This is a genomic window from Streptosporangium sp. NBC_01810 (assembly GCF_035917355.1).
Classification (GTDB): Bacteria; Actinomycetota; Actinomycetes; order Streptosporangiales; family Streptosporangiaceae; genus Streptosporangium.
Window position 1 is genome coordinate 3,429,637 of record NZ_CP109070.1, and the last position, 22,305, is coordinate 3,451,941.

Sequence of the window (22,305 nt, forward strand, 5' to 3'; positions counted from 1 at the left end):
ACCTGGCTCCCCGGTGCTGCCTTCCCGGACGGAGACCTTTCCCGGACGGAGGTCGCGAACGCGCGGTCGTCGGGGCGGCTTGCACCACCCTCGGCGCCCTGGGCCGGTGGGCGACCTCGCGTCAGCGTGGCGAGACCTTGTGGACGACCCCCAGCCTGGGGGCGTAGTGCGTCGTGCCCTGGAACCTGAGCCGCCACTCACCGCCCGTACGCCCCGCGACCGCCCTGGTGAAGCGTCCGTGGGCGTCGGTCGTGGCATCTGCCACCTTCGTCCAGCCGGCGTCCTTACCGGCCCTGTGCATGATCTCGACGGGCTGGCCGGGGAAGGGGGCGTAGTCGAGGTGTCCCTGCGGGTCGACCCGGTTCAGCGCGCCCGTCACGCGCACCCCCGAGCCTCCCCTGACCGCCTGGACTCCACCGAACCTGGTCAGGCGCTTCAGGAGGAAGCCCCTGTGCCCGGTGACCTCGGCACCGTCCGCGCCCCTGGCGGTCACGGAGACGGTCCAGGGTCCCGCCGGATACCAGCGGCTCAGGCTCTTCTCCGGCGCGAACCGCCAGGTCTCCCACCCCTCCCCCGGGCGGAACGGGGCCGTTCCCTCCGTCCTGCCCACCGCGCCCGAGGCGAGGCGGGCGGACACGGTCGGGCCGGGTACGGGGCCGGGCGCGAGGGCGGGGCCGGGACCCGGCCGGGTGGCCGGAGCGGGCCCCCTGTCCGGACGGCCGCCCGGGCGGGACGCGGTGACGGGGAAGGAGGTTCCCTTCGAAGCGGGGGTCGCACCCGGTTCGACCTTGATCGTCACCCCCTCGGGGCCGGTGACGCCTCGGGCCACCACCTCTATCACCATGCGTACGGCGTCGGCGGGTCCGACCACGGGATTCGCCGGACGCAGGGTCACCGAGCGGATCGTCAGGTCCTCGGCGGCGGCCGCCGGAGCTCCTGCCGGTACCGGCAGGACCACGGTCCCCGCCGCCAGGGATGCGAGAAGGACTCTCAACGTCATGATCAGGAGGCTAGGAGTCCACCGGTAACAGGCAGGTAGAGGACACACGCCCCGTTGGGCAAAGCGGCGCCCGGCCGCCGGGGGCCGGTGCCGGAGACCGAGGTCGGAATCCGGCGCCGGCGGGCCGCGGTCAGTCCTCGTACATGCCGTCGATGATCTCGGCGTACCTGGCGTGGATGATGCGGCGCTTGAGCTTCAGGCTCGGGGTGAGCTCCGCGGTCTCGGCGGTCCATTCCACCGGTAGCAGGCGCCAGCGCTTGACCTGCTGGACACGGGCCAGTTTCTCGTTGGCGACGGCGATGGCACCCTCGACGGCCTTGAGGACGTCGGGGTGCTCGGCGAGGTCCGCCAGGGTGGTGAAGGTGATGCCGTTGGCCTGCGCCCAGCCGGGTGCCACCTCGCCGTCGAGGGTGAGAATCGCCACCGGGTAGGGCCTGCGGTCGCCGTAGGCGAGGGCCTGACCGATGAGCGGGTGCTCCTTGAGGTGGTTCTCGATGTTGGCCGGGGAGATGTTCTCGCCTCCCGCGGTGATGATGAGCTCCTTCTTACGGTCGAGGATGCTGACGAAGCCGTCGGCGTCGATGGAGCCCACGTCACCGGTGTGCAGCCAGCCGTCGGCGTCGAGCAGTTCGGCGCTGGCCTCCGGCCGTCCCAGGTAGCCGCAGGTGTTGGCCGGGCTGCGGGTGATGATCTCGCCGTCCTCGGCGATGCGGACCTCGACGCCGGGACCCGCCTGGCCGACCGTGCCGAGCTTGAAGCTGTCGGGGGCGTTGGCGGTGAACGCGCCGGTCGTCTCGGTCATCCCGTACACGTCCAGGACCCGCAGGCCGAGACCGGCGAAGAAGCGCTGGACCTCCAGCGGCATGGGCGCGGCCGCGGTGGCGAGCCAGCCCGCGTTGTCGAAGCCGATCATCGACCGGATGATCGACAGCAGTGCCGCGTCGGCCTGCTCGTAGGCGGCCAGGACCTCGGGCGAGGGGGTACGCCCGTGCTGGTTGGCCTCGATGTAGGCGAGACCGGCGGCCATGGCCTTGCGCACGCCCTCCTGCTGTTCCTCGGGCTGGGTGGCCAGCAGTGCCTGCAGGCGGGCCATCATCTTCTCCCACACCCGCGGGACGCCGAAGAACAGCACCGGCTTGACCTGGCCGAGGGTGGCGCCGAGCTGTGCGAGGTCCGTGCAGAAGTGGGTGTGGGAGAGCTTGAAGAGCGGCAGGTAGAGGCTGAGCACCCGCTCGGCGATGTGCGCGTAGGTGAGGTAGGAGATCTGGGTGCCCTTGACGGGCAGGTTGGCCATCCTGTTGGTGGCCACGACCTCGAAGCACACGTTGGAGTGGGTCAGCGGCACGCCCTTGGGGTTGCCGGTGGTGCCTGAGGTGTACAGGACCGTGAGAACGTCGTCGGCGGTCACCGCCTGCCAGCGGGCGTCGACGGCGGCGGGATCGGCGGCGAGCCGATCACGGCCGAGGGCCAGGAGGTCGTCCCAGGAGACGAACCGGTCACCGGCCGGGGCGCCCTCCAACATGATGACCTTGCGCAGCTCGGGAAGGTCGTCGAGGATCGGCTCCCACCTGGCCAGCTCCGCCGGTCCACCGAGCACCGCGATCCTCGCCTTGACGTCGTCGGCGACGAAGGCCACCTGCTCGGGGGTGAAGGTCGAGTAGACCGAGCACGACACCGCGCCGGCGTGCACCGCGCCCAGGTCCGCCAGCACGTGCTCGCTGCGGTTCACCATCATGAGCGCGACCGCCTCGCCGGGCTCCAGTCCAAGGGCGGCGAAACCCGCGGCGATCTCCAGAACTCGTCGCCGGGCCTCGGAGTAGGTCAGGGTGGACCAGCCCCCCTCGACCGGGTCGGAGTACGCCGGGGCGTCGGGGTTGTCCTCGGCCGCCTCCTTCAGCTGACCACAGACCGTACGGCCCGCGATCTCCCTCTCGATGGCCGCCCGCTCCTCAAGAACACCGGTCATACAGAGCCTCCTGAAAGTGCTTACTTGCACGAGTGGCATGCATCGCACCACACGCCGTTCCCCCCGGACAAGCCCCTGAAAGGGAGAAGAAACGTCACAATGCACGGCCACCATTGGCCTCTCAACATGATGCTTACGTAGAGTTACAGGTTGATCACAGTTTGACGTCTTGGGGGTCGCATGCCATCGGGGAGACGAGCCCGCGAGAAGACCTTCTTCGGGCACCCACGCGGCCTGGCGACGCTGTTCGGCACCGAGATATGGGAGCGCTTCAGCTGGTACGGCCTGCGGGCCATCCTGGCCACCTTCATGGCGGCCTCCCCAGCCATCGGCGGCCTGGGCCTGAGCGAGCAGACCGCCCAGGCGGTCGTCGGCATCTACGGCGCGCTCATCTATCTCGTCGCCCTGCCCGGCGGCTGGATCGCCGACCGGGTGCTCGGCGCCCGCAGGTCCGTGCTGTGGGGTGCCACCGTCATCATGTGCGGCCACATCAGCATGGCCATCCCCGCCGAGACCGGCGTCTTCGTCGCGTTCGGGCTGCTGCTCATCATCGCCGGGACCGGGCTGATGAAACCGAACATCTCCACGATGGTCGGCAAGCTCTACCCGCGAGACGACGACGCGCGCAGGGACGCGGGGTTCTCGATCTTCTACATGAGCATCAACATCGGCGCCTTCATCGCCCCCCTCGTCGTCGGCTGGCTCGCCACGGGCAACCGCTGGCACCTGGGCTTCGGCGCGGCGGCGGTCGGCATGGCCCTGGGCCTGGGCCAGTACGTGCTGGGCAGGCGGCACCTGAAGGGCGTGGGCGAGAGGCCGGGACACCGGCTGACCCCGCGCGAGCGCAGGCACTTCGGCCTCGCGGTGGCCGTCGCCGCGCTCGTGACCGTTGGCGGCCTGGCCGTCTGGGTGGCGTCGGGCACCTTCAGCCTCGACACCTTCGCACTCCTGATGACGCTGTTCATCGTGGCCGTGCCGGTGTTCTACTTCGGCTACATCCTGCTGGGCAGCCACAACCTGACCGACGACGAGCACTCCCGGATGAAGGCCTACATCTGGCTGTTCATCGCCGCCGCCATCTTCTGGATGATCTACGACCTGGCGCCGACCGTGCTGTTGTTCTTCGCCCAGAACAAGACGGACCTGTCGCTGTTCGGCATCCGGATCACCCCGGCCACCACGCAGTCGTTCAACCCGCTGTTCATCATGATCTTCGTGCCGGTCTTCGCGATGCTCTGGGTCAGGCTGGGCAACCGGGTGACCGCTCCGCACAAGTTCTCGGTGGGACTGTTCATCAACGGCCTGAGCTTCATGATCATGGCTCTGGCCGCCAGGCTGGCCGAGAGCGGGAGGATCTCGGTCTGGTGGCTGGTGCTGGTCTACCTCGTCCAGGTCTTCGGCGAGCTGTCACTGAGCCCGGTCGGGCTCTCGGTCACCACCAAGCTCGCCCCCGAGGCGTTCAAGAGTCAGATGCTGGGACTGTGGTTCATCTCCATCTCGGTGGGCGACGCCGTGGGCGGGCAGACCGGGCGGCTGAAGAACCACATGTCGGAGCCCGCGTACTTCCTGACCCTCGCGCTGATCGCCGTCGTGGCGTCGCTGGTGCTGCTCGCGTTCGCCGGCAGGCTCCATGCGATGATGCGCGAGCACCGGGCGCCGAGCACCACCCCGCCACGCTAATGGAAATCCCATATATCCGGTCATGGGATGATTTATCCGTGAATAGTGTGCTCGATCTCGTCGGGATCTTCGTCTTCGCCCTCTCCGGCGCCCTGGTCGGCGTACGCAGACGGCTCGACGTGGTGGGCATGGCCGTGCTGGCCGAGATGACCGCACTGGGCGGCGGAGTCGCCCGCGACCTGATCCTGAACGTACGGCCCGCCGCCTTCTCCAGCATCGGCTACGTGGTCGTGCCGCTGCTGGCCACGATGATCGTGTTCTTCTGGCACCCGCAGGTGGAGCGGGTGATGCCCGCGGTGAACGTGCTGGACGCCGCGGGCCTCGGCCTGTTCTGCGCGGTCGGCACCGAGAAGGCGATGTACTTCGGCCTCACCCCCCTGCACGCGGCCCTGCTCGGGGTCATCACCGCGGTCGGCGGCGGAATCCTGCGCGACGTCCTCGCCGGGCAGATCCCCGCCCTGCTGTACGACCGCCAGCTGTACGCGGTGCCCGCCATGCTCGGCTCGGCGATGATGGCGCTGCTCTACACCCTGAACCTGCACGGCTGGCCGGCCACGCTGGCCGCCGCCTTCCTCGCCTTCGGGCTGCGCATCGTGGCCATGCGGCTGAAGCTGCGGGCCCCGCTGGCCAGGGGCGTCACCTCCGAGTGAGCCGCCCCGACCGGGTCAGAGGGCGGGGGTGAGGGGCTCGGCGGGCCGGGTGCCGTACGCCCCCCTGAGCCTGGCCTCGGCGATGCGCCGCACCGCCTCGACGAGGACTCTGGGCGGCTGGGTGAAGGGCAGGCGCAGCCGCCCCTCCAGCGTGCCGTCCACGCCGAACCACTGCCCGGGGGCCAGCCGGACCCCCTGGCAGACCGCCGCGTCGGCCAGCGAGGTGGCCGAAGGTTCCGGCAGCCGCACCCAGAGCGATCCGCCACCTCTGGGCGGGATGAAGCTCCAGTCGGGCATCCGAGCCGCCAGCTCGGCCGCCAGGACGTCCCTGGAGGCGCCGAGCAGGCGGGCGCGCTCGGCCCTGGCCCGCTCGATGTCCTCGAACAACCTGGCCACCACCAGCTGCTCGAAGAGCGGGCTGGCGATGTCGATGGAGGCGCGGAGCACGGCCAGGCGCCGGACCGTGGCGGCGGTGGTGCGGATCCAGCCGATGCGCAGCCCGCCCCACCACAGCTTGGACGCCGAGCCGATGGTGATCACCCTCCCGTCGGTGTCGAAGGCGGCCAGCGGCGTGGCGCGGGCCTCCTCGTCGAGCGCCAGCTCACACCAGCTCTCGTCGACCACCAGGACCGTGCCGTAGCGCCGCGCCGCGCCGGCCAGGGCCGCCCGCGCCGCGTCGTCCATCAGATGCCCCGTCGGGTTCTGGAAGTCGGGGATCACATATGCGAGGCGGGCGGCCGACTGGCGCATCGCGCAGGTCAGCAGGTCCAGGTGGCGCCAGCCGTCGTCCGGGATGCCGACTCCGACGATCCTGGCGCCGCGCATCCTGGCCAGGTCGATGGCGTGCGGGTAGGTGGGCGACTCCAGCAGCACCGGGTCCCCGCGCGAGAGCAGCATCGTGGTCACCAGGTGGATGGCCTGCTGGGCTCCGGTGGTCACCAGGATCTGCTCGGGCCGGGTGGCCACCCCTCGCGCGCTGTAGCGGGCGGCGATCGCCTGGCGCAGTGGGGCGATCCCGAGCGGGTCGTAGCCCATCCCGAGCGTGTAGCGGGGATACTGGCCGGTGGCGGCGGCGATCGCCTCGGGCAGCGTCGAGATCGCGCTCGGGGCCGCGGCGTGCAGCGGCAGCAGCCCGTCGTCCTCGGCGGCGATCCACGGGTTGTCCGCGCCCAGCGAGCCCGCGTCGGGCAGCGCCGTCCAGCTTCCCGCCCCCTGCCTGCTCTCCAGGTACCCCTGCTCGCGAAGGAGGTCGTAGGCCGCGGTCACGGTGGTGCGGCTGACACCCAGCGCCTCGGCGAGGTGGCGCTCGGCGGGCACCCGCACCCGCATCGGCAGCCGCCCGTCGAGGACCAGCGATCGCACGCTCCGGGCCAGAACCCGGTAGTACGGCCTGGCACCGGGGTCGATCGCCAGGAGACGGGCGAGCTGGGGGCCACTGAGATACCGGTCCATACCAACCACCATAAGGCCACTTTTGATGATTGGCTCTTTTATCCGGAATCGGTGGCCTGGATGATTGGGGCCATCATGAGCGAACTCCCCCTGCCCACCCTCGGTTCCCTGCCCAACCGGCTCACCCGTCTGTACGCGGGCCTGGTGCTCTACGGCGTCGGCATCGGCCTGCAGATCGAGTCCCAGCTGGGCAACAGCCCCTGGGACGTGTTCCACCAGGGGCTCTCCATCCATCTGGGCCTGTCGGTCGGCACCTGGATCATCATCGTGGGCGCCCTGGTCATGCTGCTGTGGATCCCGCTGCGGCAGAAGCCGGGGCTGGGCACCCTCAGCAACGTCGTCCTGCTCGGACTGTTCGCCGACGCGGCCATCTGGCTGGCCCCGACCCCGGACGCGCTCGCCGCGCGCTGGGCGTACCTGCTGCTCGGCGTCGTCGCCACCGCCGCGGCCACCGGCCTCTACATCGGCGCCGGCCTCGGCCCCGGACCGCGCGACGGCCTGATGACCGGCCTGAACCGCCTGGGCCTGTCCATCCGCTCGGCCCGCACCGTCATCGAGGTCACCGTGCTGGCCGCGGGCTGGCTGCTCGGCGGGACCGTGGGATTGGGCACGCTGGTGTTCGCCCTCGCCATCGGGCCGCTGACTCAGTTCTTCATGCCGCGGACCCGGCCTGGAGCGCGGTTGCGCTCCAGGCCCCCGGGGAGCGCGCCGAGGCGTTAGCTTCGAGGCATGTGGATCGAGGACTACGCTCTCATCGGCGACATGCAGTCAGCGGCCCTGATCGGCAGGGACGGCTCCGTCGACTGGCTCTGCCTGCCACGCTTCGACTCGCCCTCGTGCTTCGCCGCACTGCTCGGCGACGCCCGGAACGGCCGGTGGTGGATCGGCCCCGCGGACGCCGGGCGGCCCCATGCCACCCGGCGCCGCTACCGGGGCGAGACCCTCATCCTGGAGAGCGAGTGGGACACCCCCGGCGGCACGGTCCGGGTGACCGACTACATGCCCACCCGGCACACCAACCCCGACCTGGTGAGGATCGTGGAGGGCGTGTCGGGGACGGTGGAGATGGCCACCGAGATCCGCATCCGCTTCGACTACGGCCGGATCGTGCCCTGGGTGCGCCGCAGCGACGGCCTCCTGCAGGCCGTCGGCGGACCCGACTCCGTGTGGCTGCACTCCCCCGTCCCGCTCCGGGGCGGCGACTACGCCCACACGGCGAGGTTCGAGGTCTCCGAGGGCGACAGCATGGCGTTCGTCTTCACCTGGCACCCCTCGCACGAGCCCAGGCCCGAGGAGATCGACCCGTACGAGCAGCTGACCGCGACCGAGGAGCTGTGGGCCGAGTGGGTCGAGCGGTGCAGTTACCAGGGCCCGTGGCGCGAGGCCGTGGTCCGCTCGCTCATCACGCTCAAGGCGCTCACCTACGCCCCCACCGGCGGCATCGTCGCCGCCCCCACCACCTCGCTGCCCGAGGACCTCGGCGGCGTGCGCAACTGGGACTACCGCTACTGCTGGCTGCGCGACGCCACCATGACCCTGGACGCCCTCATCGGCTCCGGCTACCTGGACGAGGCCCGCGCGTGGCGGTCCTGGCTGCTGCGGGCCATCGCGGGCCGCGGTCAGGACCTGCAGATCATGTACGGCGTCGCCGGGGAGCGCCGGCTCACCGAGCTTGAGCTCGACTGGCTGCCCGGCTACGAGGACTCCCGGCCGGTCAGGATCGGCAACGGCGCGGTCGACCAGCTCCAGCTGGACGTCTACGGCGAGGTCCTGAACTCCCTGTACCTGTCTCGTGTCTCGGGTCTGGAGTCCGACCATCGGGCCTGGACCATCCAGTTCGAGCTGATCTCCTACGTCGAGGAGCACTGGGACGAGCCGGACGAGGGATTGTGGGAGGTCCGCGGCCCGCGCCGGCACTTCGTGCACTCCAAGGTCATGTGCTGGGTCGCCCTCGACCGGGCCGTCAAGCACATGGAGACCTTCGCCAAGCCCGGCCCGCTGGCGCGCTGGAGGGAACTGCGCGACCGCGTCCACGCCGAGGTCTGTGACAAGGGCTTCGATCCGGTGCGCGGCACCTTCACCCAGTCCTACGGCTCGCACGAGCTGGACGCGGCCCTGCTGCTGATCCCGATCGTCGGCTTCCTGCCGCCGGAGGACCCGCGCGTGATCGGGACGGTGGAGGCGATCCAGCGCGAGCTGATGGTCGACGGCTTCGTGCTGCGCTACCCGGTCTCGACCGACAACGAGGTGGACGGCCTGCCCGGCGGTGAGGGGGCGTTCCTGGCGTGCAGCTTCTGGCTGGCCGAGGTCCTGGCGATGATCGGCCGCAAGGACGAGGCGGTCGAGCTGTTCGAGCACCTGCTGTCGCTCCGCAACGACGTCGGCCTGCTCGCCGAGGAGTACGACCCCCGCTACGGCCGGATGGTCGGCAACTTCCCACAGGCCTTCAGCCACGTGCCGCTGATCCACACCGCCCGCGCACTCAGCTGAGACGGCACCCAGCTGGCCTTTTTGTACCTTTTTATGACCTTTAGTCCCGATGAGACGACCAAGCTCAGAGATTTCTTAAAAATCATCAAGAAATCTGGGATTCGGCTGCAACAATCCGGTGCGAACGTGACTCTCATCCCCTGTAACACCATCGGAAAGGAACCAGCCAATGAGCGATTTCGACGTGACCACCACCGACCTGGTCGACTACGACGGCGACGGAGGGACCGACGCCCAGCTGATCGACACCGACGGTGACGGCCTCGCCGACGAGGAGCGCTACGACGTCGACGGCGACGGCGTCACCGACGTCGTCTACCTCGACAACGACGGCGACGGCTACATCGACGAGACCCTGGTCGACCTGAACGGCGACGGGGTCGCCGACTACACCGAGGTCGCGGGTCCCTTCCCGACCGTCTGACGGAAAGAACCGGCGTGAGCCCGCGTGACCTCACCGAGAGGGGGACTCGGATCCGGGTCACAAGGGCCGCCGACGAGAAAGGCGACCGATGAGGGACCGACGCGTGTTCCTTCCCCTGCTGTTGCTGGCCTGGCCGGCACTGACCGGCTGCGGCGCGGTGGCGGGACTTCGCGGGGAGACCGCCACCGCGTCCTCGGCCCCCCTGCGAGGTGACGGTGTCGGCTCCCTGCGCCCCGGGGAGGCCGGATCCGTCACGGTGGGAACACCGATCGGACTCCTCCCGCTGCCCCTGGTGCTCGCGGTGGCGGCGGGCACCCTGGCCGCGGCGGCCGCGGGCCTGTACCTGTGGCACCGCAACCGCCGCCCCGCCCCCGCCCAGGCACCCGTGCCGGGCACCTGGCAGGCGGCCCCGTACGGGACACCTCGACCGGGGACGGCACCGCAGGGGACGGTGCCGTTCCCGGTGGGCGAGGCGGGCTCGACGCCGGTCCGGCCCGTCGCCGGCCGCACCGGCCCACCGGCCGAACCACCCACCGGACCACCCGCCGGACCACCCGCCGATCCGCTGTCCGAGGCACTGGCTCAGGTCTCCGGAAGCGGGATCAGTCCGGCGCTCACCCAGCAGGTGGAAAGGCTCTTCTCCGAGGGTCACCCCGGGCGGGAGGCCCTGGTGGGGGCCTGCGTCGGTTACCGGGACCAGCTCGCCGAGCGCCACCCCCGGCTGGCGGGAACGCTGCTGGAGGCACTGAACCGGGCCGGCGTCCAGGAGATCGTCGCGGACGGGCAGCGCTTCGACCCGCGCCTGCACGAGGCGTTCGGCACCGCGCCGGCCGGGAGCCCCGAGCTGCACGACATCGTCGCCGAGACGGTCAGGCGGGGGTACGCCGACGGTGGACACGTGATCCGCGTACCGCAGGTCGTCGTCTACCGCCACGTCTCACCGGGCCCCGGGGCGGAACGGTGAGCGGCTCGGCTCCCCGCGAGAACAGCGCGCCGGACCTCACGACAGGCGCACGGTTCGATCCCGCCCCTCAGCCGGCTCCGCGACCTCTCCCGGCCCGCGCGGCGGAACACGGGAACACATCGGACGGCCAGGGCGGTGACGCGTGAGCACCGGACCCGCGGACCTGCTGCGCCGCCTGTGCGACACCACCTCGGCCAGGCTTTCCGGCGCGGAGCTGCGCGAGCGGGTGGCGCAGGTACGCGCCGACCTCGACGCGCCGCTGCGGGTCGCGGTGGCGGGCGCGGTCAGCAGCGGCAAGTCGACACTGGTCAACGCGCTGCTCGGACTGCCCGTCGCCCCGGTGGACGCCGGCGAGTGCACCTTTGTCGTCACCCAGTACGAGTACGGCGAGGACGACGGCCGCATCACGATCGAGCTCCTCGACGGCGGCGTGGCCCACTCCCGGCTGCTGCCAGGCCACCGGCTCCCCTCCGAACTCGGCGTCGACGTGGCCCGGATCCGGCGTCTGCGGGTCGCCCTGGACCTGCCGTCGCTGCGCACGATCACCATCGTCGACACCCCCGGCATGAACACGGTGACGGCCGCCAACGAGCGGGCGGCCAGGAGCATGCTGTTCGGCTCCGGCGACGAGGACGACCGCGCACAAGCGATGATCTACGTGCTGCGCTACGTCCAGAAGTTCGACGACACCACCCTCGCGGAGTTTCGCGGGCTGACCGACGCCTGCGGGATGAGCTGCGTCAACACCCTCGCCGTACTCGGCCAGGTCGACCGGCGCGGCGACGAGGGCGACCCGTGGCCGACCGCCAGGCGGCTGGCCGCCAAGGGGTACGAGGACCTGCGCACCTCCGTCTTCGACGTGGTCCCGGTGATCGGCCTGCTGGCCGAGACCGCGCGGGCCCGCCCGCTGGACGGTGAGGAGGTGGCGGCCCTGGCGACGCTGGCCGGGCTCGACGAGGACGACCTGGAGGACTACCTCCTGGACCTGGACGACTTCCGCTCCGCGCCCGAGCTGCCCGTGCCGGCCGAGGTGCGCCACCGGCTGGTGGAGCGGCTGCACCGCTACGGCATCACCAGCGCGGTCGAGGCGGTGCGCGCGGCCGGCACCGCCTCCCCCGAGGCGCTCACCTCCCACCTGCTGGAACGCTCCGGCTACTCCTCCGCGGGGCGGGCCGCGACCGGCTCGGTGGCCGCGGGCATCGCCCACTTCGCCCGCCGCGCCGACCAGCTGAAGGCGCTCGACGCGCTGACCCGGCTCCGCGCACTCGCCAGGACGCCGGCGATGGGTGCCGACCGCGCCACCCTGGACGCGCTGGCGGCCCAGCTCGACGAGAACCGGCCGATCGCCACCTCCCTGGGCGGCCTGCGGATCTTCACCGCCGCCGAGGCGCTCGGCCGCGGAGCGCTGGTCCTGAACGAGGAGATGACCGCCGAGCTGCTGCGACTGGCCCGCCACGACGAGCCCGCCGAGCAGCTCGGCCTGCCCGCGGGGGCCTCCCCCGAACAGGTCGCCGCCGCCGCCACCGCGGCGTCGATGCGCTGGCGCACGCTCGCCATGATGAGCGAGGGCCGCGCCGGCGGGCACCGGGCCAGGGACGTGCTGACCGTCCTGGAGGACCTCGTCTCAGCGGCGCTGGAGGAGCAGGCGGCCCCCACCGACACCGGGGGCGGCGGCGGGAGGCTCCCGCCGATCCGGGTGGACCCCGCCGCGATCGAGGCGCTGCGGGCCTCCCCCATGGTCCCGCTCGACGACCGGCGGGCGCTGGAACTCCTGCTCTCCGGTGCCGAGCTGGCCACCCAGCTCGGGGCGCCGCCCGGTGCCCCGAGCGCCGAGATCGCCGGTTACGCCGCCGCCCTGAGCGCCCGGTTCCGCTCCCTCACCCACCGGCCGCTCTCCCTGCGGCAGCGGCGGGCGGCCGAGACCCTCTGCGAGGCGTACGAGACCATCTGGTCGCACCACGCCGGCGCTTCCTGAGAGGGGACGCCGCCGGAAGACGGCACCGGCGCTTCCTGAGAGGGAACGCCGCCGGAAGACGGCACCGGCCCATCCCCATCCATCCCCGACAGGAGAAAAGGATCATGACGACCTCCGACCCGACCGGCCCCGTGGCCAGGCTGCTGCGCTACGCCAACGAGGTCCACGCGCTGGCCGGGCAGTGCGGCAGGCAGGACCTCGCTGAGGTGCTGGCCGCGTGCGCGGGCCGCTGGAAGGACGAGTGCACCGACATCGTGGTCGCCGGGGCGCAGAAACGCGGCAAGAGCCGGCTACTCAACACGCTGGTGGGCCACCCCGACCTGCTCCCGGTCGACGCCGACGTCGCCACCAACTGCTTCCTGTCGCTACGGCGCGGCCCGCGTCTGGCCGCCGTCGTCCACCGCAGCACCGACTCGGGGCCGCTCCAGACGCCGATCACCATCGAGTCGATCCCCGACTACGCCTCGATGCGCGGTGACGCGGGCAAGCGTCGTGACGTCGTCAGCGTGGACATCACCCTCGACAACCCCCTGCTCGACGGATTGCGGCTGCTCGACACCCCCGGCGTGGACAGCCTGACGGTGGGGCACCGGCAGGTGACCGTGGCCATGCTCCAGCGGGCCGACGCGCTGCTGTTCGCGCTCAGCGCGCAGGACCAGCCGGTACTCAGGCACGAGCTGGAGTTCCTCGCGGAGGCCGCCGAGCGGGTCCAGGCGATCGTGTTCGTGCTGACCAAGGTGGAGGATTCGACCAACTGGCGAAACCTCCAGGAGGAGAACAAGACCCGCCTGAGGACGTTCGTCACCGAGGCGATCGCCGCCGACCCCGCCAGGGCGGCGACACTGGCCCCGCTCCTGGAGGCACCCTGGATCCCGGTGAGCGCCAAGCTCGCCGAGGCAGCCGAGGTCAAGCGGCGCGAGGGGCGCGAGGAGCGGGCGAACACGCTGCGGGCGCGCAGCGGCATGGACGCGCTGGAGCGGCACCTGCGCGCCTTCGCCGAGGGCAGGGACTCGGCGCGGGGCGCCACGGTGGTCGCCGCCGCCCTGTCGGTGCTGGGCTCGCTGACGACCGGCGCCAAGGACGACGTCGCCGCGGGCTCCGACGACGACGGCGACGTCACCGCCAGGCTCGCCGAGGTGGACGCCGACCTGGCCGGCCTGGCCGAGCTGTCCGCGCGGCGCAGGGCGGGCATGGTGGCCAACACCTTCATCGGCCGGGAGGTGGGGGGCATCGTGGGCGCACGGGTGGCCGAGATCCGCCAGCCGTACGAGAACACGATCGCCACGCTGAAGAAGCAGGCCCAGATCGACCAGTACATGGCGGAGCTGCCGGTCAGCGTCCAGCGTTCCCTGGAGGCCGCCTGGTCGCAGATCGTCTACGACGTGGAGAAGCTGGCCAGGACCACGCTGGACGCCTTCGCCCGCGATCTCGGCCTCGACCCGGTCGAGCTGACCACCGACAGACAGGCGATGCCCAGCCTGTCGCAGGTGCAGGTCAGGGGCGACACGGCCGCCGAAGCCCCGGAAAGCGTGGACCTCATCCGGGACGTGCTGCCCTCGGCCTCGATCGGGCTGTCCCTGGGCGGCTTCGCCACGGCCCTGCTCGGCCCGGTGGGCTTCATCCTGGTCGCCCCGGCCATCGGCGCGGCCATCTTCATGGGGCGGCGCTCGATGGAGAAGGTGCAGCGCAGCCAGGCGGCGATCAGAGGAGCACTGCGCGACCAGTTCGCCGTGATCACCAGGGAGATGACACTCGACCTGGAGCGGATGGTGGCCACCTGGCGGGTGAGCGTCGAGCAGGCCGCCGACGACACCCTGGCCCGGCGGCGCAGGGAACTGGAGACCAGGCGCGCCGAGCTGAAGTCCGCCTCCGCCCGCTCGGCCGCCGACCGCCTCAAGGCCCGCAAGTCGGGCCAGGAGCGCATCGCGGCGATCGGCGCCCTCACCCGGCGCGGCCACGAACTCCGCAGGGAACTGGCCGGAGCGGTGGCCGCCCTGGGCGCCGAGCAGCCGGTCCCCGCCGGAACCTGACCGGGCGGCCGCTCCGCCGGTCACCCGGGTCCGGCACTCTCATGGCCGTCGTTCCGGCCTTGAGAGTGCCGGAACGACGGCCGTTCCCGCCCCTGGCCGGGGTCAGGGGCGGGAACGGTCAGAGCGGCAGGTGCACCAGGGTGGCGGGCCGGTCACGGGTGGCGCCGGTCGCGTCGGCGGGGCGGTGCAGGCACAGCAGGCCCGTGGCGACCCGGGCGACCGGCTCGAACATCCCCGGGGTGCGGTGCACCTCCCGCGCCCCGCCGGGGGTGACGTGCAGCAGCCTGCTACGGCCCGCGTCCTGCATGGTCATCCACATCGAGTCGCCGTCGGCGACCAGCCTCGGCCGCTCCCAGCGGTGGCGGGAGGTGAGGTGACCGGCCAGAGTCGCCGACTGCTTGCCCATCAGGAACTCCAGCGTCTGGGAACGCTGGTCGAAGATCCCGACCGACCAGCCCCTGGCCGGGCTCACCTGGTCGGTGCCGACCGCGTAGATCTCGTTGCCCGCGGAGAACCAGCGCAGCGCGCCGCCCCGGGGACGCGGCATGACCAGCCTGGTCCTGCCGTCCGCGGTGTCGGCCTCCAGCCCCGCCGAGCCGGAGGTGAACCACCTGCCCCGGTGCAGGACCACCTGGTGCAGCCAGCCGCGCCCCGGCTCGCGCACCGTCGGGCGCACCACGCCGCCGGGATCGACCAGGCACAGAACCTGCCACGGCCGAAAATCCTGGTGCCGGTTCTGGAACATCGGCTTGTTGCTGCTGAACTGCCCGAGCACCACGGTGCAGCCCGGCGCGCCCACCGAGGACGACGGCTCGCTGCCGCTGGGCGCCTCCTGGTCGAGCAGCCGGCGCGACCTGTTGTCCTCGTTCAGGAACCACTGGGCGTAGGGGCCCAGCTCGCGCGGCTGGGGGGCCTGGAAGGCGAAGCCCCCGCCCAGATCGAGCTCGATCATGGCCAGCTGCCCGGTCTCCCCCCAGGGCAGCCCCATCGAGGTGTCGACACCGGCGGCCTGGCGGGAGTGGAAGAAGACCCACGCCGTACGGCCGTGGGCGATCGCGGTGGGGTTGCCCCACATCTGCAGCGGGTGAGTGGCGCGGATGGCGAGGTCGCGGGTGAGGGCGCGGACCAGCACCTGCGCGGGCCCGACCTGCTCCACCGCCACGACGCCCTCGCTGGAGGCGGCCCACTCCACGAGCCTGCCGAAGCCGAGCTCCCGGTCGTGCCGGCCCTCGATCCCGTCGAGCCTGCGCAGCAGGTGGCCGTGCTCGAAGGCCTGGTGGACGAAGACCCGGCCCGCCTCGGCACGCGCCTCCAGCACGCCGTCCATCACCTTCTCGATCCCCTGGACGCCGGGTCCGTCCCCGCCCGCCGTGCCCCCGCGGCCCGCGGGCCGGCCACTGAGCCCTCGGTGCCCGCCGGTGGCGCCGTCGCCGGGACCGGTGAGCACCCGATGGCCACCGGTGGCACCTCCCTCGGGACCGGTGAAGGCCCGGTGACCGCCGGTCGGAACCGCCACCGGCGCACCGGCCGCACCGGCCGCGTTGGCCGCATTGGGCATCTGGTGGCCCGCGGCCTGGCCGGGCACCGGGCCGGTGAAGGCCCGCTGCCCCGTACCTGGAGCGCCGGAGGTACCGGAGGCGGGTGGAACCTGCCCCGCGCCGGGAATGCCCGCCGCACCGCCGGCGGCCCGGTGGCCGCCGGCGGTGGCGGAGTCCGCGCCGGGCCCGCGGTGCTCGACCTTGAGCTTCCAGGCCAGCTGCGCGGCACCGTAGGCGACCACGATCTTCGGGTCGTCGTAGGTCCGCACCCGGTCGCCGAAACGCTCGCGCACGGCCTTCTGGACCAGCGGCATCCGGCTGGGGCCACCGGTCATGAACACCGCGGCCAGCTCGCCGGACTCGACCCCCGCGCCGCGGATCGTCTCGTCCAGGATGTCGACCGTCCTGACGATCTCCTCGCCGATGAGATCCTCCAGGTCGGCCCTGGTGATGTGCACGTCCTCGTTGATGCCGACCACGTAGTGGGAGGAGGTTTCGAACTTCGACAGCGTCTCCTTGGCCTCCCTGGCCATCTTGAGCAGGTCGGCGGCGTAGCTGACGTAACGGCGCTCGGGGTTGGTGGTCACCTGCTGCCACCAGTCGGCGTCGAGCCGCTCGATCTGGGCGCCGAGGAACGCGAAGACCTGCTCGTCGAACCCCTCGCCGCCGATCTCGTCGCTGCCGCCCGGTTCGCCGACGACCGCGAAGTCACCGCCGTCCACGGTGAGCACCGCGGCGTCGAACGTGCCGCCGCCAAGGTCGTAGACGGCCAGCCGCGACCCGCCGTCCGCCCGCCCGGCGGAGGCGAAGTAGCGGGCCGAGGCGACGGGCTCGTCGATGAGCGCGATCCGCACGCCGCTGACGATCTTCCTGGCCGCCGCCAGCAGCACCGCCTTACGGCCGGCGTCCCAGGCCACCGGGTGGGTCAGCGCGATGCAGTCGGGATCGGCGCCGTCGAACCGTCGCCGCCCCTCGCTGACGAACAGCTCCAGCAGTGCCGCCATGGCGTCGGCCACGTCCACCGGGACACCGCCGAGCAGCATCCGCCCCCGGCCGACGTAACGCTTGGGGTTGCGCTCGACCCGCTCGGGGCTGATCGCGATGCCCCGCTGGGCGATCCTGCCCGCCACGAGCGTCCCCCGCTCGTCCAGCATGACGGCGGAGGGGATGCGCCGCTCTCCCTCGACCTCCAGGACGTCGAAGCGCCCTTCGGCCGCTATCACCCCGGCGGAGAAACTCGTCCCCAGATCGACACCGAGGCACCACTGCGCCATGTCCCACTCCTCTTGAACTCCTCCCCGGCCTGAAGGCCGGAGATTCTCCCGTCGCGTCGCGGTTAAGCGGCGCGCGGGGGTTGACGCTTCGCAGACCGGGTAATCCCGAGGTCTCCACGTCCTGACACCGGCATTCCGACGGCGTTCTTGATATTGATCGCGGCGTTGGTGTCGGCATGCCCGACCCAACCGCACACGGGGTTGGCGCAGGCGTACCTTATCCCGTCCCGGGCCGCCGGGTCACGACGGCCGCACCGGTGACAGATCTGCGAGGTCCCCGCGCGGGGACTCTCACGACCTGGCCGCCCCGGTCGGAGGTCTTGTACTCCAACAGGGTGACCGTCCGCCCCCACGCCTCCCCGGCGATCGAGCGGTTCAGCCCGGCCTTCTGCGCGACGTTCACGCCGGGGTTTGCGACCGTGCCCGTGGCCGAACGGACCATGTTCGTGATCTTCAGGTCCTCCACCACGACCACGCCGAAGGTGGCGGCGAGTTCGGTGGTGGTCTGGTGCTGCCAGTCGACGGCTCGGCGCTTGGCTCTCGCGCGCAGCCGGGCGATCTGGTCGTAGGTGCGGGCCAGCCGATGCGAGGTCGGCTCCGCGCGCTGGCGGGTGCGCCGCTGACGGGCCGCCTTCTTCTCCAGCCGGCGCAGGTGTTCCCTCTCGCCGTTGCGAAGCCAGGGTGCGTGCTCACGCATGGTGCCGTCCGACAGGGCCAGGGCGACGGTGATCCCCCGGTCGATCCCCACCGTGGGGCCCGGGCGGGCGGCAGGGGCCGGCGCGGTGAGGGTTTGGGTACGGAACACGACCTGCCAGCCGTGGGCGTCCTTGACCAGCCGCGCTCCCGTGATCCGCCCGGCAGCACCGCCCCTGGTGAGGCCGGGCAGGTCCTTGGTCCATCGAAACCGCACCCGCCCGACCTTGGGGAGATTGATCGCGCCCCACCGCCGGTTGACCCGCTTGATCTGCAGATCGCGGGCTTGGGGGACGTCCACGGCCAACCGGGTCCGTAGGCGGCCCTTGAACGTGGGCCGCTTGGCGGGATGGTCGGGGTTGAAGAAGTTCGCCCACGCCTGCCGGTACGTTTTCAGCACCGCTTGCGCGGCCTGGGCGGGTAGTTGTCCCATCCAGTCGATCTCGCGGCGGGCTGTGCGGATCGCCGCGTCGCAGTCCTTCACCGTCGCGAACCGGCCTTGGCGGAAGGTGAAGTACTCATGCAGCAGGTTCCACAGCGCGCGGGCGGTGTGCGCCTGAGCGTCCAGCACGGCCACCTGGTCCGCGCCGAGGTCGAGTCGCGCCACGTGCGCACGAGTCTGCCTCACCGATTCCACACCGTGATCGTATCGTTTGGTTTACGTCACCGCGGTGGAATCCAAACCCCGAGGTACGCACCGGACGCCATGTTGTCCGCGGCCTTCACGCACACGTGGTGTTCGTGACGAAGTACCGGCATGGGGTGTTCACCGGCCCGATGCCGGTCGGCTGCGAGGAACTCATGCGCGAGGTCCGCGCCGACTTCGAGGTCGAACCTCGCGAGTTCAACAGCGACCACGACCACGTTCACCTGCTGGTCCACTACCCGCCAAAGGTCGCCCTGTCCAAGCTCGTCAACTCAACCGAAGGGCGTCTCGGCGCGGATGCTGCGCAAGGAATACGGCGCTCACGTCCGCCAATACCTGTGCGGCGGGCGTTTCTGGTCCGGCTCCTACTTCGCCGCAAGCGTGGGCGGCGCACCGCTCGCGGTCCTCAAGCAGTACATCGAACAGCGGAAACGACCCGTGTGAGCCGACCTGCTCACGGGCACGGAAGGCCAGGGCACGCTCGCGCCCTGGCGGGCACTCCCGCGTGGGTCTTCACCTCCGGCGTGAACACCGGGGCACTGGCCCACAGTTCGGTAGATCCAGACCCCATCATGCCCCATCCCGCGACCACTGCCAGGGCGCGGGCGGGAGCGCCGGGACCGATCCGAGAATCGGCCGACGGAGTCCTTCGGGGCGAGGGACCTCCTCCGCTTCGGGTGATCGGCGCGTCAGCCGACGCCGGACTCACCGTCGGAATGGGCCTCCGGGCGGACGGCCATGGCCGCCAGGACACGCGCGAAGTCCGGTGGGGGTGCGACCACCAGCCGGGTCTGCCCGCCCTGGCTGACCAGATCGGCCCTGATCAGGGAGAGGCGGCCACCGTGCCACCAGTAGACCTGCGGGCTGAGTGCCTCGGCGCGCATGTCGAACTCCCGCTGGGCGAACAGCCGGAGCCGCTCGATCGCGCGGACCACGCCGATGCCCTCGACCGGGTGGACGATCAGCGTCGCCGGGTCGGGCAGCGCGACGAGAACCCCGTCGGAGGGGACCGGCAGGTAGTCGCCCAGCCTGCGCAGGTGGGCGGCGGCGCCGGCGGTGGGCCCGGTCAGCCTGCGGACCGCCACCCCACCGAGATCGCCCTCCGTCACCGAGAGCCGCTCGTCCTGGCGGGCGTTCTCCAGGGCCACGTCGAGCGCCTGGGCCGCGGTGATCGGCCAGCAGCCGACCTCCTCGGGGCGGACCGGGCGACCGGCGGGGCCGTAGCCGATGGTGAGCACCTCGACCAGGTCGGCGGTGAGGTGACGGCCGACCACGCGGGTCGAGTCGAGGTCGTCGTCGAGTTGGATGCGGGTCCGCAGCATCGGGCGTATCTGGTCCAGGTCACAGGCGTCGAGCGGCTCGTCCAGCGTGGCCAGGACGTGGGACAGGTGCTCGGAGACGAGCATCGGCCAGTCCTCGCGGGAGCGCCTCAGGGCCTCGGCGCGCAGCCCCGCCAGCCGCACCACGACCCGGCGCGGGCCGGTGAGCGTCAGGACGCCGCCGCCGGGGTCGAACGCGCAGGCATAACCGAGACTGTCCGCGACCAGGGCGAGCAGGGAGTCGAGATCGACCTCTTCGATCGGGCGCGGCAGCGCCTCGGTTCGCCGGTGACGGTGCCGCCGGAACAATCTCACGCGTGCGTCCCCTCTGCCGGTTTCCTCCTAGGTTCGCACCTAGAGTGCCTCGTCGGCGCCCCCTGTTGAGTAGGCAAGAGAGCACGATTTTGCATCAATAGCACCAAGTGTCCCAAGCAATACTGAAAATTGTGGCTCTCCATGCCCTATCGGCAGCCCCGCGATGACGGGCACTCCGAGCGGCGTGAGCAGCTCCTCCAGCACGGGGTAGGGGTCGCCGCAGTCGATCCAGGAGCCCAGGACGAACCCGGCGGCTCCGTCGAGCGCCCCCGCCTGCAGCAGCTGGGTGAGCATCCTGTCGATCCGGTACGGCGCCTCGCCGATGTCCTCGAGCAGGACGATCCGCCCCCGTGCCGACAGCGCGTACGGCGTGCCGCAGAGCGCGGCCAGCAGACTGAGGTTACCGCCGGTGACCGGTGCCGTGACCTCACCTGGAACGATCACCCGGTCACCGGTGATCGGCGGCGGCGCTCCGGCCAGGGCGGCCGTGAGGCTCTCGAAGGTGCGCGGCTCGGGTCCGGCGGGGTCGCTGATCGTGGCAGAGGCCGGCATCGGACCGAACCAGGAGGCGACGCCCAGTTCCACGGCGAACGCGCTGTGCAGCGCGGTGACGTCGCTGGAGCCGACCAGAGCCTTGGGGTCGGCGGCCCGCATCGCGTCCCAGTCCAGCAGGCCGAGGAGCCGGGTGGCCCCGTAACCGCCGCGAGCGCAGAACACCGCGCTCACCGCGGGGTCGCACCAGGCGTCCTGCAGATCGCGGGCGCGGTCGGCGTCGGAGCCCGCCAGGTAGCGGTCCCTGTCGAGGACATGAGCACCGATGACGACCTTCAGACCGAGCCCTTCCAGAACACGGACGCCGCGCGCCAGCCTCTCGAAATCGGGGGGTCCCGACGGTGCGACCACCGCCACCGTGTCACCCGAGCGCGGCGGGGGCGGGACCGGTATGCCGGCAGCCGGTTCTTTCACTCCCCAAACGGTGCCACACTGGGCTTTCATATGCGACCTCCGCCTCACATCCTGGTGGTCAACGGCATCAAGGTCCGCCGCCCGGTGTTCGTGCTCGCCGCCCCGCATTCCGGCGCGGACCTGCTGGCCCGTGCCCTGAAACGCTCCCCGGGCTTCCACGTCACCATGGGACGGGCGGCGGTGGCGCACGTCGTCTACGCCTTCGCCCGGCGGCCCTCGATCGCGGGGCGGGGCATGGGCGCGACCCGTGTGCTCCGCGACGCCATGGCCGAGTCCTGGCAGATCGTCCCCGGCGCCTGCGAGGAGTGCCCGGCCCCGTGCCGGGAAGCGGGCGGCGTGACCGGGGCGGGTCCCTGCGTGGCCTCGGGTTCGGTGGCCCGCTTCGGCGACGCCAGCCCCGACCTGCTCTACAGCGCCTCGGTGCTGTTACAGGCCTTTCCCGACGCCCGTTTCGTCCAGTTGATCAGGGACGGCCGTGACGTGGCCGCCGACATGCTGGCCGACCCCGCCGCCCTGACGTGGTTCAAACCGGCCATGCTGAGCGACGAGACGGAGTTCCCCAACCCCTTCCTCGGCGTCAGCTCCGGCGAGCACCGCGAACGCTGGAAGGCGATGCCCACGGCGGGGAAGTGCGCGCTGCGCTGGCGCAGCGCGGTCCGGCTCGCGGCCTCGCTCCACCAGGAGCTACCCCGCGCGCAGCTGCTGACCCTGCGCTACGAGGACCTGGTCGCCTCCCCGGCCAAGGCCACAGGCGAGCTCTCCGACTTCCTGGAGACGCGGGTCCCCAAGATCGCCCTGTTGGGCGGGAACATGCCGAGGGTCGGCGTCTGGCACACCCGCCTGCGCGGCCAGGACGCCGAACTGGTGGCCAAGGTCGCCCGCGAGGAGCTCACCCGCCTGGGCTACGTCCCCTCACCCTGACG

At 71.6% G+C, this 22,305-nt stretch carries 17 protein-coding genes and 1 pseudogene; 10 read left to right on the forward strand and 8 right to left on the reverse strand.

Annotated features, from left to right (window positions below; translation table 11 throughout):
• Positions 1 to 121: 121 nt before the first annotated feature.
• Positions 122 to 1,000: a hypothetical protein gene (locus OIE13_RS15435; RefSeq protein WP_326639105.1), complete on the reverse strand. Its 879-nt coding sequence runs from the start codon at positions 998 to 1,000 to the stop codon at positions 122 to 124.
• 130 nt (positions 1,001 to 1,130) lie between these two features.
• Positions 1,131 to 2,966: an AMP-dependent synthetase/ligase gene (locus OIE13_RS15440; protein WP_326639103.1), complete on the reverse strand. Its 1,836-nt coding sequence runs from the start codon at positions 2,964 to 2,966 to the stop codon at positions 1,131 to 1,133.
• Positions 2,967 to 3,146: 180 nt separating this feature from the next.
• Here OIE13_RS15440 and OIE13_RS15445 point away from each other — a divergent pair, with 180 nt between their 5' ends.
• Complete coding sequence (locus OIE13_RS15445) at positions 3,147 to 4,646, forward strand: peptide MFS transporter (RefSeq protein ID WP_326830162.1); 1,500 nt, start codon at positions 3,147 to 3,149, stop codon at positions 4,644 to 4,646.
• Between the two features lie 38 nt (positions 4,647 to 4,684).
• Entirely contained in the window at positions 4,685 to 5,296 is a 612-nt protein-coding gene (locus OIE13_RS15450) for a trimeric intracellular cation channel family protein (protein WP_326639099.1), read from the forward strand.
• Positions 5,297 to 5,311: 15 nt separating this feature from the next.
• On the opposite strand, the gene yczR is transcribed toward OIE13_RS15450, so the two are convergent.
• Positions 5,312 to 6,748, reverse strand: coding sequence for a MocR-like transcription factor YczR (yczR, locus tag OIE13_RS15455; RefSeq protein ID WP_326639097.1), 1,437 nt, complete (start codon positions 6,746 to 6,748; stop codon positions 5,312 to 5,314).
• A gap of 75 nt (positions 6,749 to 6,823) precedes the next feature.
• Here yczR and yczE point away from each other — a divergent pair, with 75 nt between their 5' ends.
• The 6 genes from yczE (at position 6,824) to OIE13_RS15485 (ending at position 14,631) form a co-directional block, all read left to right on the forward strand.
• Positions 6,824 to 7,468 carry a membrane protein YczE gene (gene yczE, locus OIE13_RS15460; protein ID WP_326639095.1) on the forward strand — a complete coding sequence of 215 codons (645 nt, stop codon included), beginning with the start codon at positions 6,824 to 6,826 and terminating at the stop codon, positions 7,466 to 7,468.
• Between the two features lie 9 nt (positions 7,469 to 7,477).
• On the forward strand, positions 7,478 to 9,238 hold the full coding sequence (locus OIE13_RS15465; protein WP_326639093.1) for a glycoside hydrolase family 15 protein: 1,761 nt from the start codon (positions 7,478 to 7,480) through the stop codon (positions 9,236 to 9,238).
• A gap of 169 nt (positions 9,239 to 9,407) precedes the next feature.
• The gene (locus OIE13_RS15470; RefSeq protein ID WP_326639091.1) at positions 9,408 to 9,662 is read left to right on the forward strand and encodes a hypothetical protein; all 255 of its coding nucleotides are present in this window, start codon (positions 9,408 to 9,410) and stop codon (positions 9,660 to 9,662) included.
• Positions 9,663 to 9,750: 88 nt separating this feature from the next.
• Positions 9,751 to 10,626 carry a nucleotide exchange factor GrpE gene (locus OIE13_RS15475; RefSeq protein ID WP_326639090.1) on the forward strand — a complete coding sequence of 292 codons (876 nt, stop codon included), beginning with the start codon at positions 9,751 to 9,753 and terminating at the stop codon, positions 10,624 to 10,626.
• A gap of 142 nt (positions 10,627 to 10,768) precedes the next feature.
• Positions 10,769 to 12,601, forward strand: a complete 1,833-nt coding sequence (locus OIE13_RS15480; RefSeq protein ID WP_326639088.1) for a dynamin family protein — start codon at positions 10,769 to 10,771, stop codon at positions 12,599 to 12,601.
• A 104-nt stretch (positions 12,602 to 12,705) separates the two neighbouring features.
• Positions 12,706 to 14,631 (forward strand): dynamin family protein, encoded by a 1,926-nt coding sequence (locus tag OIE13_RS15485; RefSeq protein WP_326639086.1) that lies wholly within the window; start codon positions 12,706 to 12,708, stop codon positions 14,629 to 14,631.
• Positions 14,632 to 14,749: 118 nt separating this feature from the next.
• Here the strand turns inward: OIE13_RS15485 and OIE13_RS15490 are convergent, their stop codons facing one another.
• The 3 genes from OIE13_RS15490 to OIE13_RS15500 form a co-directional block, all read right to left on the reverse strand.
• Positions 14,750 to 17,443: an Hsp70 family protein gene (locus tag OIE13_RS15490; protein WP_326639084.1), complete on the reverse strand. Its 2,694-nt coding sequence runs from the start codon at positions 17,441 to 17,443 to the stop codon at positions 14,750 to 14,752.
• Between the two features lie 62 nt (positions 17,444 to 17,505).
• Entirely contained in the window at positions 17,506 to 17,709 is a 204-nt protein-coding gene (locus OIE13_RS15495; RefSeq protein ID WP_326830292.1) for a zinc ribbon domain-containing protein, read from the reverse strand.
• Positions 17,661 to 18,773: an RNA-guided endonuclease InsQ/TnpB family protein gene (locus OIE13_RS15500; RefSeq protein ID WP_326830163.1), complete on the reverse strand. Its 1,113-nt coding sequence runs from the start codon at positions 18,771 to 18,773 to the stop codon at positions 17,661 to 17,663. Before OIE13_RS15500 ends, OIE13_RS15495 begins: the two co-directional genes overlap by 49 nt.
• Before the next feature lie 11 nt (positions 18,774 to 18,784).
• Between OIE13_RS15500 and tnpA the strand changes: the two are divergent.
• Positions 18,785 to 19,226, forward strand: a pseudogene (gene tnpA, locus OIE13_RS15505) (IS200/IS605 family transposase).
• A 245-nt stretch (positions 19,227 to 19,471) separates the two neighbouring features.
• Here tnpA and OIE13_RS15510 read toward each other — a convergent pair.
• Positions 19,472 to 20,416, reverse strand: a complete 945-nt coding sequence (locus OIE13_RS15510; RefSeq protein WP_326639080.1) for a hypothetical protein — start codon at positions 20,414 to 20,416, stop codon at positions 19,472 to 19,474.
• Between the two features lie 39 nt (positions 20,417 to 20,455).
• Complete coding sequence (locus tag OIE13_RS15515) at positions 20,456 to 21,382, reverse strand: S66 peptidase family protein (protein WP_326830164.1); 927 nt, start codon at positions 21,380 to 21,382, stop codon at positions 20,456 to 20,458.
• A 30-nt stretch (positions 21,383 to 21,412) separates the two neighbouring features.
• Between OIE13_RS15515 and OIE13_RS15520 the strand changes: the two genes are divergently transcribed.
• Positions 21,413 to 22,303 carry a sulfotransferase family protein gene (locus OIE13_RS15520; RefSeq protein ID WP_326830165.1) on the forward strand — a complete coding sequence of 297 codons (891 nt, stop codon included), beginning with the start codon at positions 21,413 to 21,415 and terminating at the stop codon, positions 22,301 to 22,303.
• Positions 22,304 to 22,305: the final 2 nt, after the last annotated feature.

Bases quoted from the DNA above. Each gene is read 5' to 3' on its own strand.
- OIE13_RS15435 (WP_326639105.1), bottom strand. From the start codon at position 1,000: ATGACGTTGAGAGTCCTTCTCGCATCCCTGGCGGCGGGGACCGTGGTC.
- OIE13_RS15440 (WP_326639103.1), bottom strand. From the start codon at position 2,966: ATGACCGGTGTTCTTGAGGAGCGGGCGGCCATCGAGAGGGAGATCGCG.
- OIE13_RS15445 (WP_326830162.1), top strand. From the start codon at position 3,147: ATGCCATCGGGGAGACGAGCCCGCGAGAAGACCTTCTTCGGGCACCCA.
- yczR (WP_326639097.1), bottom strand. From the start codon at position 6,748: ATGGACCGGTATCTCAGTGGCCCCCAGCTCGCCCGTCTCCTGGCGATC.
- yczE (WP_326639095.1), top strand. From the start codon at position 6,824: ATGAGCGAACTCCCCCTGCCCACCCTCGGTTCCCTGCCCAACCGGCTC.
- OIE13_RS15465 (WP_326639093.1), top strand. From the start codon at position 7,478: ATGTGGATCGAGGACTACGCTCTCATCGGCGACATGCAGTCAGCGGCC.
- OIE13_RS15470 (WP_326639091.1), top strand. From the start codon at position 9,408: ATGAGCGATTTCGACGTGACCACCACCGACCTGGTCGACTACGACGGC.
- OIE13_RS15475 (WP_326639090.1), top strand. From the start codon at position 9,751: ATGAGGGACCGACGCGTGTTCCTTCCCCTGCTGTTGCTGGCCTGGCCG.
- OIE13_RS15485 (WP_326639086.1), top strand. From the start codon at position 12,706: ATGACGACCTCCGACCCGACCGGCCCCGTGGCCAGGCTGCTGCGCTAC.
- OIE13_RS15490 (WP_326639084.1), bottom strand. From the start codon at position 17,443: ATGGCGCAGTGGTGCCTCGGTGTCGATCTGGGGACGAGTTTCTCCGCC.
- OIE13_RS15520 (WP_326830165.1), top strand. From the start codon at position 21,413: ATGCGACCTCCGCCTCACATCCTGGTGGTCAACGGCATCAAGGTCCGC.